The organism is Paenibacillus sp. FSL H3-0310 (assembly GCF_038002785.1).
In the GTDB taxonomy this organism is placed as follows: Bacteria; Bacillota; Bacilli; order Paenibacillales; family Paenibacillaceae; genus Paenibacillus_AQ; species Paenibacillus_AQ odorifer.
Genome location: NZ_JBBODC010000001.1, coordinates 1,774,786 through 1,790,033 on the forward strand (window position 1 = coordinate 1,774,786; position 15,248 = coordinate 1,790,033).

Consider the following 15,248-nt stretch of genomic DNA (forward strand, 5'->3'; position numbering starts at 1 on the left):
TGTTGAACCCTATAAAGGTAGCCCCGTTAATCGGAGTTACCTTTTTATTTTTTGACCCATAGTCATTGATAATGTGAAGTATCTCCATACAGATCAATGGTTGTATTGTTATCAGTTAGGGTTACTTTACATAATGCTGTAGAGAGAATATCCGGTAACTCCCCAATTTCCTGCAATGATTTATTGAGAAAATAAGCCATAATGACTTTTAAAGTCATCCGATGCGTGACGATGAGCACTTCTAGCCCTACGTTATCGTTTATGATGCGCTCCATTGTCGGCACTACTCTTTGTTCAAGTTGCTTGTAAGTTTCACCTGAGGTTAGAGGAATATATAGATCGGGTCTGGTGAAAAAATGGGAATATTGTAAAGGGGATTCTAGTTGTATCTGATCCGTATTCATTCCTTCCCAGCTCCCCATGTTAATTTCCATTAAAGAAACTTGCTGATGAATAGGTAAACTCCGCTTTCCCCGTAAAATCTGCGCAGTATGCAATGCTCTTGGACTAGTACTAGAATAAATTGCGCCTAAGTTTTCTACTTCCAAACGATCTCTTAACCATTCCGCCTGCTGTTCGCCCAAGGCTGTAAGCGCAGAATTTTGATGCCCTTGCATTCGTTTTTGTAAATTCCATTCTGTTTGCCCGTGGCGGGTTAAGTAGAATACTGTCTTTGTCATTAACGTGACCTCCCTTATGAATAGTTGTAAGTATAAGATAAATAAATATAAATAAACAATATATAATAGTTAACATCCATAATGTATAGTTATAATAAAATGGCTGAGGATAAGCGGCGAATACAGATATTATTTTATAAAGTGAGGAAGAGTTGACGATGAACTATCATGTATTAAAATTGTTTTATTACGTTGCGATCACAGGTAGTGTGACCAAAGCCTCTGAACGTTTGCATATCAGTCAACCCGCTATATCAGCGCAAATCCGTAAGTTTGAACGGGAGAATCATATTTTATTATTTGAAATTAAAGGAAAGAGGATGGTGCTTACCCCTTTAGGAAAAAGGTTAATCGAACCTCTTGAGAAGTTTTTTGCCATGGGTGATCAAGTCCAGCAAATCATTGAAGACTATCACAAATTTCCTGAGGGGAATCTGCGGATTGCAGGTAATTATTTAGCGACAAGCATCCTCATTCCCCGGTGGGCGTCATTATTCAAACAATCTTTTCCGGAAGTTAACATTCAGATCACTACTACTAATTCTCATGGTGTCATGGAAAAATTAAATAATTTTGAAGCAGACGTGGCGATTTACAGTGATATGGAGTTTCCTTCGCATAATACAGGAGTGTTCGAACATCGGGAGTTATATAGGGACGAGTATGTATTCGTGGTTTCTTCCCATCACCCTATTGCCAATCAGCAGGCTAGCTTTGAAGAAGTAATGTCTGAAGCATTTATTATGAGGGAAGAGGGCAGTGCAGCCAGAGAGCGGCTTGTCCGGTTGTGTGAAGAAAGAAGTGTACAGCAGCCAACGATTGGGCTTCAATTTAATGGAGTGAATGAAGTTATTCAAGCTGTCATTGCCGGTTATGGAATTAGTTATGTATCCGCTTTGTTGGCGAAACCTTATCTTGATCAGGGAACATTAGCTAAAGTAGCAGTAGAAAATGTAGTCTCCAAGCATTCGATATGGATGGGCTACAGAAAGAAGAAACTTCAAGAAAGTTATATGCAGTTGTTTATTACGCTCGTTATGAAACAATTAAGTATAAAATAATATTAGGAAATTAAAGATAATCTTATGGTAAACTATGGATAAAAATTAGGAGGGGTCATAATGGATCAAATTGTATTCAAACAAATTAAGTTTGTGCGTAGTGTTACTGTGCGTGCTGTCGAGGGACTATCTGAGGGAACTTTGAATAGCATTCCAGAAGGGTTTAATAACAATATCCGATGGAATTTGGGACATATTTATTTGGTGCAAGAGAAGTTTGCCTTTCATTCTGCTCGGGAGCTTATGCAATTGCCGGCAAGCTTTGAACGCTTATTTGCGAAAGGGACTAAACCAGCCGAGTGGAATGAGGAACCGCCAACGCTTGAAGTTTTACTTGAGATGCTTACGGAGCAACCCAAACGGATCCAGGAAGCTTTTCACAATCGCTTAAGTGAGCAAGTAACCCCTCTTACAACAGGGAGTGGATTAACCCTAAATTCAATCGGTGAATTCATAAATTTCACACTTTACCATGAAGGTATGCATTTCAATACAATAAAATTATTAAATCGCTTTGCAGATAAATAAATTCAAATAACAAAAGATATCGATATATAGTTGGTATCTTTTGTTAGCTTTATGTTCGAAAAAAAGATTTGTAAATGAAAAGGTTATGTGATAATCTAATTTATGTAATACATGTAACCGGTTACACATTGGGGGATGAATGAAAGAATGATGACGATCAAAGATGTCGCAAAAATAGCTGGAGTTTCGGTAGCAACAGTCTCACGGGTTATAAATGAATCTGGATATGTGAATATCGATACTCGCAAAAAGGTTGAGGCAGCGATCAAAGAAATGAATTATACCCCTAATGAGGTTGCAAGATCATTATACAAGCGGAAATCTAAATTAATCGGGCTGCTCTTGCCTGATATTACTAACCCGTTCTTCCCGCAGTTAGCGCGGGGGATAGAGGATCGGATGCAGGAGCAAGGTTATCGGATCATCTTTGGCAATAGTGATGAGAACGAGGACAAAGAGATGGATTATATTCAAACCTTTATCCAAAACAATGTCATTGGCATGATATCGTCAACCAATTTCCCTGAGAGTGACGTTTATTCTAACTTGAAGATTCCGGTTGTATTTCTGGACCGTACTTCTAATGATAGCCCTTCCGTATACGCAGATGGCAAAAAGGGCGGACGTCTTGCAGCACAGGAGATTATCGCACGGGGAAGCAAAAAAATTACAGTGATACAAGGACCGGCGCATATCAAACCTGCACAAGATCGATTTCTTGGGGCGATTGAAGTCCTTAATGAAATGGGAATCAGCTATAATGTGATCGAAACTTCATCCTTCTCCCATACAGTAGCAGAACAATGGGCTGTGGAGTTATTTGATAAATATATAGATACGGATGGCGTAATTGCCAGTAATGATATTGTGGCGACGGCAGTCATTCATGAAGCACATCGTTTAGGTAAAAGAGTGCCGCAGGATCTGCAAATCATCGGATTTGATGATATCCCGCTCAGCAGCTTGTTGTCACCTGCTTTATCCACCATTCGCCAGCCGGCACATGATATGGGTAGAGAAGCAGCGGGTTTACTTATTAAGCTAATTGAGCAAGATAAGGTGGAAGAGAAGATTATTCAACTACCCGTTAGCTTTGTGGAGCGGGAAACTACAAGAAGTAAAGAATAGATGACAACATGAGAAAGGTTGATGAATATGGCTAAGATATGTGTAATTGGCAGCTGTTCAATGGATTTAGTAGTGACTTCGAATAAGCGGCCTCACGCGGGTGAGACTGTGCTTGGAGAACAATTCTCCACCGTTCCGGGCGGTAAGGGTGCGAACCAAGCCGTCGCTGCTGCCCGTCTAGGAGCAGAAGTTACGATGGTTGGTTGTGTAGGTGATGATTTCTATGGTACCGCTATCATGGATAATCTGAAAAAGAATCGCGTTTTTACCGCCAATGTGGAACCGGTTACACATGTCGAAAGTGGAACAGCTCACATCATTTTAGCGGAAGGCGATAACAGCATTATCGTTGTAAAAGGAGCCAATGATTTAGTTACTCCTGCATTGGTTGAACGGGCACTTGATAATATTAAAGGCTCTGACATGGTATTAATCCAACAAGAAATTCCGGAAGAGACGGTGTCTTATGTAAGTGAGATTTGCTATAAATTCAATGTGCCTATGTTGCTTAACCCAGCACCTGCTCGGCCTATCAGTGAAACGATTATAAACAATGCCACCTATTTAACTCCCAATGAACATGAATGTGCAATATTATTTCCTGAGATGAGTACTGCTGAAGCTTTACGCAAATATCCCAATAAGTTATTTATAACCGAGGGCAGCAATGGTGTACGTTATTACGATGGTAAACAGGAAGTTTTAGTTCCCACCTATAAAGTGAATGCTATAGATACCACTGGAGCAGGAGATACTTTTAATGCGGCATTTGCTGTTGCTCTAGCTGAAGGCAAGTCTATTCGTACTAGTGTAAAGTTTGCCAATCGCGCGGCTTCTTTATCCGTCACAAAATTTGGTGCCCAAGGTGGCATGCCAACAAGAGTAGAGGTGGAGGTGAGTCTTTAATTATGAAAAAACAAGGAATCTTAAACAGTCATATTTCCAAAGTGCTTACTGATTTAGGCCACACCGATACGATTGTCATTGCTGATATTGGATTACCCGTTCCATCTGGTGTTCCAAAGATTGATTTAGCGCTTAAATTGGGAGTTCCCAGCTTTCAAGAGATTGTCGAAATCATTTCAGAGGATATGGTCATAGAGAAAGTTATCGTGGCAGAGGAATTAGCAGCAAAAAATAAAGGCACTTCTGAATACTTGAATGACAAATTTAAGGAAATACCTATAGAGGCGATTTCACATGAACAATTTAAATTGTTAACCCAACATGCGAAGGTCATCATTCGTACGGGGGAAGCTAAGCCGTATGCAAATTGTATTTTACAAGCCGGGGTCTATTTTTGATAAAAAGGGGGTTCAAAGCATATGCACATTACGATGAAGGATATTTATAAATCTTTTGGGGCTAACCGTGTGTTGACGGGTGTGGATTTTGAGCTGAAGGATGGTGAAGTTCATGCCCTAATGGGAGAGAATGGTGCAGGAAAGTCTACTCTGATGAACATTTTGATTGGACTGCATCAGCGTGATCAAGGAACCATTAGTATAGATGGTCAGGAAACATACTTTAACAATCCCAAAGAGGCTGAACGTTATGGGATCGCTTTTATCCATCAGGAGTTGAATGTGTGGCCGGATATGACAGTTCTAGATAATCTGTTTATTGGTAAGGAACGAACCTCCAAACTAGGGATCTTAAATATGAAAGAAATGAAAGCGTTAGCAAATGAACAGTTTCGTAAGCTCTCCGTAACGATTCCCTTAAATCAAGAGGCGGGGGAATGTTCGGTAGGGGAGAAACAGATGATTGAGATTGCAAAAGCGCTTATGACTCATGCAAAAGTTATCGTCATGGACGAACCGACAGCGGCATTAACCGAACGGGAAATCCAGAAATTGTTCGAAGTCATAACTTCCCTTAAAAAGGAAGGCGTCTCCATCGTGTATATTTCGCACCGGATGGAAGAGATTTTTACGATATGTGACCGAATAACGGTCATGCGAGATGGGAAAACAGTAGACACGAAGCCCATTCCAGAGACTAACTTCGATGATGTAGTTCGGAAGATGGTAGGGCGTGAATTAACCGACCGGTTTCCTGAGCGTACCTCCAAACCCGGAGAGGTTGTTCTTGAAGTTAAAAATGCTACGAAAAAAGGGCAATTTAAAGATGTTAATTTCTCCGTTCGTTCGGGTGAGATCTTAGGTTTCTCAGGATTAATGGGATCTGGACGAACAGAAATGATGAGAACCTTATTCGGATTGGAATCGTTAGACCGTGGAGAAATTATGGTGCGGGGAGAAAAGGTCACGATTCGAAATCCCAATGATGCGATGAAGGCGGGGATAGGATTCGTTACGGAGGACCGTAAAGATGAAGGGTTAGTGCTTGATTTCTCTATTCGAGACAATATGGTGCTTACAAATTTATATAGCTTCGCTCCTAAGGGTGTAATCAATGATAAAAAAGAACAAGAATTTGTAGACATACTTATCAAGCGGCTGCACATCAAGACACAGTCTTCCTCCACTTTAGTCCGGAATTTATCCGGGGGGAATCAACAAAAGGTGGTCATCGCCAAATGGATTGGGATCGGCCTAAGTGTGCTTATCCTCGATGAACCTACGCGTGGAGTGGACGTAGGAGCTAAACGGGAGATCTATCAGCTCATGAACGAATTAACAGAGCGTGGAGTCGCCATTATCATGGTATCGTCAGAGCTTCCTGAAGTCTTAGGAATGAGCGACCGGATCGTAGTGGTTCATGAAGGGGAAATTAGTGGAGAGCTATCACAACAAGAAGCTACGCAAGAAAAAATCATGACGTTAGCTACAGGGGGGCAATAGTAATGACAACTATCAAAGGTGAGAGAGAAAATAAAGGTTTTCAAATCGGGCAAATTACACAGAAGCTAGGTCCATTACTAGGGCTGATTATTCTAATTGTTATCGTTACGGTGTTGAACCCAAGCTTTATGGAGCCCCTTAATATCCTGAACTTGCTTAGACAAGTTGCCATAAATGCGCTTATCGCTTTTGGGATGACCTTTGTTATTCTAACGGGTGGTATCGATTTATCGGTGGGTTCTATTCTAGCCCTATCCAGTGCCTTCACCGCTAACCTGATGTTGTCTGGTTGGGATCCTGTCTTAGCCATTATTGTAGGTTGTTTAGCGGGTGGCGTGATGGGGATGGTCAACGGACTGATGATTACAAAAGGTAAAATGGCGCCATTTATCGCTACGTTGGCGACCATGACGATTTTCCGGGGATTAACACTTGTATACACAGACGGAAATCCGATCACAGGTCTCGGAGACAGCATGACCTTCCAATTGTTTGGCCGTGGATATTTACTAGGAATACCTGTACCTGCTATAACAATGATCATCGTCTTCGCAGTCTTATGGGTTGTATTGCACAAAACTCCATTTGGCCGTAAAACCTATGCCATTGGTGGTAATGAAAAAGCATCTATTATTTCAGGGATTAAAGTCGACCGCATTAAAATAATGATCTATTCATTGACCGGTATGTTGTCTGCATTGGCAGGAGCGATCCTGACTTCCAGATTGAACTCCGCGCAACCCACAGCAGGCACATCTTATGAGTTGGATGCTATCGCAGCTGTAGTATTAGGCGGTACGAGCTTAACTGGTGGTCGTGGACGTATCGTGGGCACATTGATTGGTGCACTGATTATCGGGATTTTGAACAATGGATTGAACTTGCTCGGCGTATCTTCTTTTTACCAAATGGTGGTCAAAGGGATCGTTATTGCCATTGCCGTACTCATAGACCGTAAGAAAGCCGTATAAGGGGGATTCCAACATGAAAAAGTTAACTTTGATTCTTACTTCCTTACTATTAATTCTCATGACAGGTTGTTCCTTGGAGCCTCCAGAGTGGGCTAAGCCTAGCAGTGGTGGAAGCATGGAGAACATGAAGATTGGATTATCCATATCTACATTGAATAACCCCTTCTTTGTATCCGTTAAAGATGGTGTTTTGGCCGAGGCTAAGAAGCAAGGCTTGGAAGTCCTTGTCATTGATGCCCAAAATGATTCTGCTAAACAAAGTAATGACGTCGAAGATTTGATGCAAAAAGGTGTGAATGCGTTATTGATCAATCCAGTGGATTCATCAGCGATCTCGACAGTAGTGCAAACAGCTAACAGTTTAAATATTCCCGTCGTTACGTTGGACCGTTCCGCAGATCAAGGGGATATCAAAGCTCTTGTTGCCTCTGATAATGTAAAGGGTGGCTCTATGGCGGCACAATATATTGTAGAGCAGCTTGGGAAAGGTGCAAAGGTCATCGAGCTAGAAGGATCCCCAGGAGCTTCAGCGACTCGGGAACGCGGTAAGGGATTCCATGAGATTGCGGACAGCCAGCTAGAGGTCATTGCTAAGCAAACGGCTGATTTCGACCGTACGAAAGGGCTGACCGTTATGGAGAACCTTCTACAAGGAAATCCTGGCGTACAAGCAGTTTTCGCTCATAATGATGAAATGGCGCTAGGTGCTATTGAAGCCATTCAAAGTTCAGGCAAGAATATCCCTGTGATTGGTTTTGATGGAAATGAAGATGCACTTAAATCCATCGAAGCTGGTAAATTAACAGGAACCGTTGCGCAGCAGCCTGAATTAATTGGCCAACTAGCCATTCAAGCCGCTAAGGATGTATTAGAAGGCAAAACCGTAGAGAAGCTGATTGCGGCACCGCTTAAACTAGTTGTTAAAGAGTCAAAATAATAATCATTATAGAAAAAGACTGCGCTCACCGATTTGGTGAGCACAGTCTTTTTTGCTATACATTGCAGCTTATTCTTCAATAACTCTATCCGGTAGCTGTGTAACATAGCTGTCTGACAAATGGAGCAGCTGTAAGGCACGCTCGAATTCGTCTTCTGTGGATTGCAGAGGTTGGTTGCCGTTACCAGATAAAGTATAATGCTGGCCATCCTCGAAGCCACTGCCGGATAAGAAGAGCTCTTCGTTATTTACGAAAGATCCTGTAGGCAAGTAATACCGTTGTGGTAGTAAGTTATAAGTTGATTGATTCAAGAGATCTTGTCCGAAATGAATATGATCTGCAAGAGAGACACCCAATAAATTAGATACGGTAGGTAAAATATCCACTTGCCCGCCTAGTTGTTCTTTTACACTAGGAGTTGTAATCCCTGTCGCTGACATGATCAACGGAATATTAATCAATTCACGTTCCGAATATTCATGGCCGAGAATCTCTTCCAGTAGGAGATGATCATCCTCTTTTAAAGAGAAGATAGGCAGTCCACGATGATCCCCGTACAATACGATCAAGCTGTTATCCCACACACCGTTTTGTTTGAGCTCATCGATAAAAAGTCCCAGCGCATAATCAGCATAATTCTGAGCCCGAATATAATCGCCAACAAGCGTTCCTTCGAATCGCTCTGGAAGTGTCATTTTATATTTATCCTCTGGGATGGAGAACGGATTATGAGATGACATCGAAATTACATGGGAGTAGAAAGGTTGCTCATTCTGATCCATTCTTGCCAGCTCTGCAGCTGTTTTTTCATACAAAACTTCATCAGAAGCGCCATAGAATACTGCGTCTTCTTCTCCGAAGTAAGTTTTATCATAATAACGATTGAATCCCAAAGCACTATAAAGCTCACCACGGTTCCAAAAGTCGACTTCGTTCGTATGGAATGTTGCCGTATCGTAACCTTGTGCTTGCAGCAGCTTGGGTAAGCTTGGAAGCTCTTTAGGAGCGTACATTTGGGTAGCTGGACCATCAGGGGGTACATAAAAAGAAGTGTTCACAATAAACTCTGCATCTGAAGTGTTGCCTTGTCCAACCTGCTGGTAGAAACGCGGGAAGTAGAAGCTGCTGGCGGCAAGCTTGTTCATATTTGGTGTGATTTCTTGTCCATCAATCTTTAGATTGATTAAGAAGTTCTGGAAAGACTCCATTTGCAGAATGATTAGATTTTTTCCTTTGGCGGCTCCAAATAAAACCGGATTAGAGATAGCTTGAATTCCTTTGGTTTCATCAATAGTGGATTGCGTAATCTCAGAAACGTCAATTTGTTCTTCCTCTTGATCAGCTAGGAGAGAGTAGGCTTCATAATTAAGAATGCCCATTTGTTCCGCTTTAATCGTTTCGTTCATACTGGCACGGTTTGGAAAAATATTCATTGCACAAATGATGATGGAAATACAGAACAGGACTGCCACCGCTTTACGGTTACTTTTGCGCGACATGGCTTTTTTCCAATCCAGCGCTTTCTGTTTTCTAAACATCACCAAGCTGATGACAATGATATCCACAAAGATAAGCATATATTGAGGACGAAGGACCGAAAATATACTTTTCTTTACGGCTCCCACTTGTTTGACCTGATCTAATACTTGCGAAGTAGCAATGATGCCAAAATGATTATGATATACAATTAATGAGAAAAATAGAGTAGTAATCAATACATTGACAAGCATGTAAATTGCAATTTTTCGTTTCGTAGCGAACCATTCAATCAAGCAAAAGACTAGAAGTACAAAAGGGATTTCTTTAAGCCAAGTGGTCCAAGTAGGGCCATCTTCAAATAGAAAATACCAGGCAAAATAGCTTTTTACAAGCATAATGAGAGAGAAGAATAGCAGAGATCTTTTACTAAGTGTACGAGGTTCTTTAAACGGCATTGCTTATGCCCATCCTTTTCTTTTTAGATTAGTTCATTCTATTACATTGAAGCGTTTAAAATCAACTAGATTTGGGTATGTCTGAGTAAAATTTTCCTGAATATTACAGTTTAGGTGGATTGAATAGTTCACGATATATAAAAATTTTTTATGAAGATGAACTTTTTACAGTGCTCCTGACTCATATAGGGGAGAGAGGTGAAGGCATGGATGTTGTTCGATTGGTGAAAAAAGCTAAAAAGGGAAATAAAGAAGTTTTGCTGCAATTAATCATGTATGAAAAAGATATTTTTTATAGGCTTGCGTACAGCTATATGGGAAATGCGCATGATGCTATGGATGCCATGGAGGAAATGATAGTTACGTTATACGAGAAGATTGATCAACTTAAGAAAGAGGAGTCTTTTTACAGCTGGAGTAAGACGATTTTGGTAAATGGCTGTAAAAGGCAACTTCATAAGCGAAGCAAGCTGGTGTTATTAGAGGACTGGAACATCACTGACGAGAAGGAAAAAGCCGATGTTACATCAGGCGATCCTTATCATAAAAGTGAACAGCAAATGGATATGCAGGCGTTATTGTTACATGTGAACGAGCAGCAAAGAGAAGCAATTCAATTGAAATATTTTCATGATCTCGATTATCAAACGATAGCTGAGATCACACAGGTCTCGATCGGAACTGTTAAATCAAGGATCTACAATGGATTACAAACGCTGAAAAATCATTACAGAGGTGATGTTGATGAACAATAACGTCGAACAACGATTAGTGGATGAGAAGAGGAATTTAGAGTCCATAACTGCACCTGAGGGTTTAGAAATGAGATTAAGAAATGCTTTAGACTCGGCACCTCCAAAAAGAATAAAAAGAAAAAGCTCGCCCCTCTGGAAGATTGCAGCCGTCATTATATTAGTGATAATAGTTTCTGGAAACAGCTATAATGCCTTCGCTTATTATGGAAAAAAGTTATTTGGTTTTGATGAGGTGTTAGAGGGAACTTTACAACAACTCAATGAACAAGGAATGGGACAAAGCATAGACAAAAAGACGACGTTAGCAGATGGAACAGAACTTACGATTAACGGAATTATGGCAGATGCCAATCAATTTATTGTATATTACACGTTAAACAATCCTAAGGGACTAGAGGAGACGGGAGATCATTTTAGTCCTTCAAAAATAGAAGGGTTTCTCACGAATTCCAACATAAGAAGTGGCGTATCTTTAATCAACGACGAACATACAGAAATAAAAGGCACGATGACATTTGATAGCGTAAGCCCATTCTCGAAAAAACTGACACTTCATTACTGGGGACCTCCACAGAAAGGGCAGATGAGTGAAGGGAGCATAACGTTTTCTTATAATCCAAATCAAGCGATGGTGACTCAGATCAAACAGTCGATTAATAAAAAGGTCAAAGCCGACAAAGGATCAATTACCTTCAAGTCGATCACGGCCACACCCACCATGACTGTGATTAAAGGGAGTATGAATGTCGAGAATTTCGATCGAATAAGATTAGGGTTAGAAGGCATTCAATTAATTGCCAATGGAAAGCCTGTAGAAATATTAGGTAGTAGCAATAAAACCTCGCTGGGTGGGAGATCATTTGATATTCGTTATGACACCTTGCCAAAAGAACTGCATTCATTGCAGCTGGTTGTTAAAGAGTTTGTTGGATATCAGAAACTGGAAGAAAAGTATCCTCTAAATGCTGATAGTAATGAGCCGATTCTACTGGGGGATAAAGAATTATGGATTAAGGATGTGACCAAGACCGCTCAAGGGATTGAAGTAACTATTGCTACAGATGAGGATGTAATGTTGGATGGTGTGTCTATAGAAAATGTTAACGAAAACACGGCTTTAAAAACAACAATTAATCAAAAAGAGTCAGAACAAACGAACGGTAAACTCATGAAGGAACGCACCTTATTATTTGATACACAAACGAAACCTGAAAGTATTCTGATAGAAGGAATACATTATATGAAGGAATATAACAAGGTCATTGAGATTCCTGTGGATTAAAAAGGAGTGCCATATCCATAATTTATGAAATATAGTAAGCTATAATAGTCTGAGAAAGTGAGGGGGTTATGGAAAATATAGGAGCTTATAAGGTGAGTCGTCCGTCGTTAATGTCGCTTCTGTTTTCTATGATTTTTTCAAGTGGCATACTATTGTTAAATACCAGAAATAATACGGAGTTTAAAGTATTACTTTATTTTGGTTATATATGGTCGACCTTCTGTCTGATTGTTGTAATCATATTGCTCTATAGGATCATTACGATTAGAAAGTTCATTGAGGTTCGGATTCTTCCGGACTCTATAATAGTAGAAAACAAAGAAATTCAAGCGAATCAAATTGATAATATTTATGTAAAGGGCTATTTCATACCCGTAATAGGCATTAAACCTGTAGATCACAAATTTCCTCCCTATAGATTATGTTTTAGTTTTCTTGACGAAGAATACAAGGGAATGAAAGAACTAACCGCATGGGCCGAAAGTAATCAGATTAAACTATCTAAAAAAAGATTTATGAGATGGCTTTAACCGGGCTCTTACCAGTCCACCATACCGCGCTATATGCGCATTGCGGAAAGGATGGGTGTCCCAAAAGCCGAAAATGGCTGCTGGGGCACCTCATTTTTTTTGCTCCATCATCGTCCCCCAAACGTCGCTCGTTTCCTCCATCCGCGAATCCTGAAACTTCGTTTGCTTCCTCCATCATCAAGAACCCTCTACTTTTGTCACCTCCGCTATCCCCCAAAAAAAACTACACTTTCTTCGATCACATTTGCACACCCGTAAGCATCTATCGGACTCAGATGACCCTTAGACGCGTCATATCCCACTTTTGGAATTCTAACGGACCGCATAGTCGCTATTGGCCTGAAAAACACCCCGAAAGCAGCCTTTTCAGGGGAATAACTGCACTGGAGTCCGAAACCTTGCTCCAAAGCCGAAATATTCGCAAATAACGTCATCTGGGTCCGAAAGTAGCCATCTTCCATCATCGAATTCCCAAACCTCGTTCGCTTCCTCTATCCACGCATCCTCATACTTCGTTTGCTACTGCTATCACTGATTTCCAAATCCCGCTGACATTCTCTATCGTAGACCCGCAAATCTCGCCGATCTATTCTCCTTCACCGATTTCTCAAAGTTGGCTCACTTCCACTATCATCACCTTTAAGCCACGCTTTCTTGGATCGAATTTGCGCGCCCGGAAGCATAAATCGGACTCAGATGACCCTTAGACGCGTCATATCTCACTTTTTGAATCCTAACGGACCGCATAGCCGTTATTGGCCTGAAAAACACCCCGAAAGCAGCCTTTTCGGGGGAATAACTGCACTGGGGTCCGAAACCTTGCTCCAAAGGCGAAATATTCGAAAATAACGTCAACTGGGTCCGAAAGTAACCGTCATCCATCATCGAATCCCCAAACCACGCATTCTTGGATCAAATTTGCGCGCCCGGAAGCATCTAACGGACTCAGATGACCCTTAGACGCGCCATATCCCACTTTTGGAATCCTAACGGACCGTATAGCCGTTATTAGCCTGAAAAACACCCCGAAAGATGACGTTTCGAAGGAATAACTGCACTGGAGTCCGAAACCTTGCTCCAAAGCCGAAATATTCGCAAATAACGTCATCTGGGTCCGAAAGTAACCGTCATCCATCATCGAATCCCCAAAACCTCGTTCGCTTCCCCTTTTGGAGTTCTGACTGCCGCATAGAGACTGATTACGCCAATACGCGAATAGGTAGAATGAATGGTAAATCCTTAATTTTTTTGTTGCAAATACAACAATTATGTTATACTATTTTCCTGTCACATCTGCATAACACCATATAATTAGAGCTCGAAATAAGAGTTTATTTGTAAATTGATATTTTAAAAGGAGAAAACGATATGGCTATCAATATAAAAAAGTGCACGTTCGAAGATCTAGGTTCACTTCAAGGAATTAGTGTTGAAACATTTAATGAGACATTTAGTAATCAAAATTCACCTGAAAATATGAAGGCCTACCTGGATAGAGCATTTAACTTAAAACAATTAGAAAAAGAATTGTCGGATAGCTCATCAGAATTCTATTTTATTTATTTTAATGAAGAAATCGCTGGGTATTTAAAGGTTAACACCGAAGATGCTCAATCTGAAGTAATGGGTAATGATTCACTTGAAGTCGAGAGGATCTATATTAGAAAAAAATTTCATAAACAGGGGCTTGGGAAATATCTAATAAATAAAGCTATAGAAATAGCGGTACAATGTAATAAAGAGAAGATTTGGTTAGGGGTTTGGGAAAAAAATAAAAACGCTATTAGCTTTTATGAAAAAATGAAGTTTGTTCATACAGGAACTCATTCTTTTTATATGGGTGAAGAAGAACAAATAGATTTTATTATGACAAAACAACTATAACATTTGTCTAAAATGATGTTAACTAAGAGGATCGATAGGAGGCTTAGAATGAAGCAACTTTATATAAAACAAAAGGTATTCAGTCTAAGTGGTAAATTCACGGTAAAGAATCAGCAGGAGCAAGATGTCTATTACGTAGAGGGCAGTTTTATGCAAATTCCCAAGACATTCTCCATTATGAATACAACAAGAGATGAAGTCGCACTTATTACGAAAAAAGTGTTCAGTTTTTTACCGAAGTTTTTTGTAGAAGTAGATGGTCGAGAGGTATTGACGATTAAGAAGGAGTTTTCTTTCTTTAAAGCACGTTATACGATTGATGCGGCTGACATTGAGGTACATGGTAACTGGTGGGACATGGATTTTCAGGTTTTACAGCATGGTGTAGTCATCGGTAAAGTGAACAAGGAATGGTTCACTTGGGGGGATAGCTATAAGGTTCAAATATTGAAGGATGAGATGGAGACGCTCATGATTGCGTTCGTTGTCGCTATTGATTGTGTGAAGGCTGACCAGGCATCTACATCACATCAGTGAAGATTCAATATTAAAGTTAAAAACTTAGTAAGGTGATGTGGACGGAATAAATTCAGCAGGTAAAGCTGAGTGTAATTGGTCAGTTTATCTATGATGCGCTGAACGTACCATAAGTAGAGCAAGTTAGGTTTCCGATAGGCCTATGTTAGATCTTATTGTTGATTTTCATTTTTTGAAAAAACGTCTATTGCGCCCAAACGCTCTCTCCGCGAA

At 40.4% G+C, this 15,248-nt stretch carries 15 protein-coding genes; 13 read left to right on the forward strand and 2 right to left on the reverse strand.

The window, feature by feature from the left end; translation table 11 throughout:
- Positions 1–62: 62 nt before the first annotated feature.
- The gene (locus MHH63_RS07930) at positions 63–680 is read right to left on the reverse strand and encodes a histidine phosphatase family protein (RefSeq protein ID WP_076301738.1); all 618 of its coding nucleotides are present in this window, start codon (positions 678–680) and stop codon (positions 63–65) included.
- A 158-nt stretch (positions 681–838) separates the two neighbouring features.
- Between MHH63_RS07930 and MHH63_RS07935 the strand changes: the two genes are divergently transcribed.
- The 8 genes from MHH63_RS07935 to rbsB all read left to right on the forward strand — a co-directional run bounded on the left by MHH63_RS07935 (position 839) and on the right by rbsB (position 8,112).
- Positions 839–1,741: a LysR family transcriptional regulator gene (locus tag MHH63_RS07935; RefSeq protein WP_076301737.1), complete on the forward strand. Its 903-nt coding sequence runs from the start codon at positions 839–841 to the stop codon at positions 1,739–1,741.
- Positions 1,742–1,801: 60 nt separating this feature from the next.
- The gene (locus MHH63_RS07940; RefSeq protein WP_076127369.1) at positions 1,802–2,269 is read left to right on the forward strand and encodes a DinB family protein; all 468 of its coding nucleotides are present in this window, start codon (positions 1,802–1,804) and stop codon (positions 2,267–2,269) included.
- A gap of 147 nt (positions 2,270–2,416) precedes the next feature.
- Complete coding sequence (locus MHH63_RS07945; RefSeq protein ID WP_076127368.1) at positions 2,417–3,397, forward strand: LacI family DNA-binding transcriptional regulator; 981 nt, start codon at positions 2,417–2,419, stop codon at positions 3,395–3,397.
- A 27-nt stretch (positions 3,398–3,424) separates the two neighbouring features.
- Entirely contained in the window at positions 3,425–4,303 is an 879-nt protein-coding gene (gene rbsK, locus MHH63_RS07950; RefSeq protein WP_076127398.1) for a ribokinase, read from the forward strand.
- A gap of 2 nt (positions 4,304–4,305) precedes the next feature.
- On the forward strand, positions 4,306–4,701 hold the full coding sequence (gene rbsD, locus MHH63_RS07955) for a D-ribose pyranase (protein WP_076127366.1): 396 nt from the start codon (positions 4,306–4,308) through the stop codon (positions 4,699–4,701).
- Positions 4,702–4,722: 21 nt separating this feature from the next.
- A complete protein-coding gene (locus tag MHH63_RS07960) occupies positions 4,723–6,204 on the forward strand; it encodes a sugar ABC transporter ATP-binding protein (protein WP_076190602.1) in 1,482 nt (493 codons plus the stop codon).
- A gap of 2 nt (positions 6,205–6,206) precedes the next feature.
- Positions 6,207–7,175 (forward strand): ABC transporter permease subunit, encoded by a 969-nt coding sequence (locus MHH63_RS07965; protein ID WP_076127362.1) that lies wholly within the window; start codon positions 6,207–6,209, stop codon positions 7,173–7,175.
- Positions 7,176–7,188: 13 nt separating this feature from the next.
- Entirely contained in the window at positions 7,189–8,112 is a 924-nt protein-coding gene (gene rbsB, locus MHH63_RS07970) for a ribose ABC transporter substrate-binding protein RbsB (protein ID WP_076183044.1), read from the forward strand.
- 69 nt (positions 8,113–8,181) lie between these two features.
- On the opposite strand, the gene MHH63_RS07975 is transcribed toward rbsB, so the two are convergent.
- Positions 8,182–10,047 carry an LTA synthase family protein gene (locus tag MHH63_RS07975; RefSeq protein WP_341171373.1) on the reverse strand — a complete coding sequence of 622 codons (1,866 nt, stop codon included), beginning with the start codon at positions 10,045–10,047 and terminating at the stop codon, positions 8,182–8,184.
- Between the two features lie 206 nt (positions 10,048–10,253).
- Here MHH63_RS07975 and MHH63_RS07980 point away from each other — a divergent pair, with 206 nt between their 5' ends.
- The 5 genes from MHH63_RS07980 (at position 10,254) to MHH63_RS08000 (ending at position 15,035) form a co-directional block, all read left to right on the forward strand.
- On the forward strand, positions 10,254–10,802 hold the full coding sequence (locus tag MHH63_RS07980; protein ID WP_076127357.1) for a sigma-70 family RNA polymerase sigma factor: 549 nt from the start codon (positions 10,254–10,256) through the stop codon (positions 10,800–10,802).
- A 16-nt stretch (positions 10,803–10,818) separates the two neighbouring features.
- Positions 10,819–12,084: a DUF4179 domain-containing protein gene (locus MHH63_RS07985; protein WP_341171374.1), complete on the forward strand. Its 1,266-nt coding sequence runs from the start codon at positions 10,819–10,821 to the stop codon at positions 12,082–12,084.
- A 68-nt stretch (positions 12,085–12,152) separates the two neighbouring features.
- Positions 12,153–12,614 (forward strand): hypothetical protein, encoded by a 462-nt coding sequence (locus MHH63_RS07990; protein ID WP_341171375.1) that lies wholly within the window; start codon positions 12,153–12,155, stop codon positions 12,612–12,614.
- A 1,368-nt stretch (positions 12,615–13,982) separates the two neighbouring features.
- Positions 13,983–14,498, forward strand: a complete 516-nt coding sequence (locus MHH63_RS07995; protein WP_076183033.1) for a GNAT family N-acetyltransferase — start codon at positions 13,983–13,985, stop codon at positions 14,496–14,498.
- 48 nt (positions 14,499–14,546) lie between these two features.
- Positions 14,547–15,035, forward strand: coding sequence for an LURP-one-related/scramblase family protein (locus MHH63_RS08000; RefSeq protein ID WP_076183031.1), 489 nt, complete (start codon positions 14,547–14,549; stop codon positions 15,033–15,035).
- Positions 15,036–15,248: the final 213 nt, after the last annotated feature.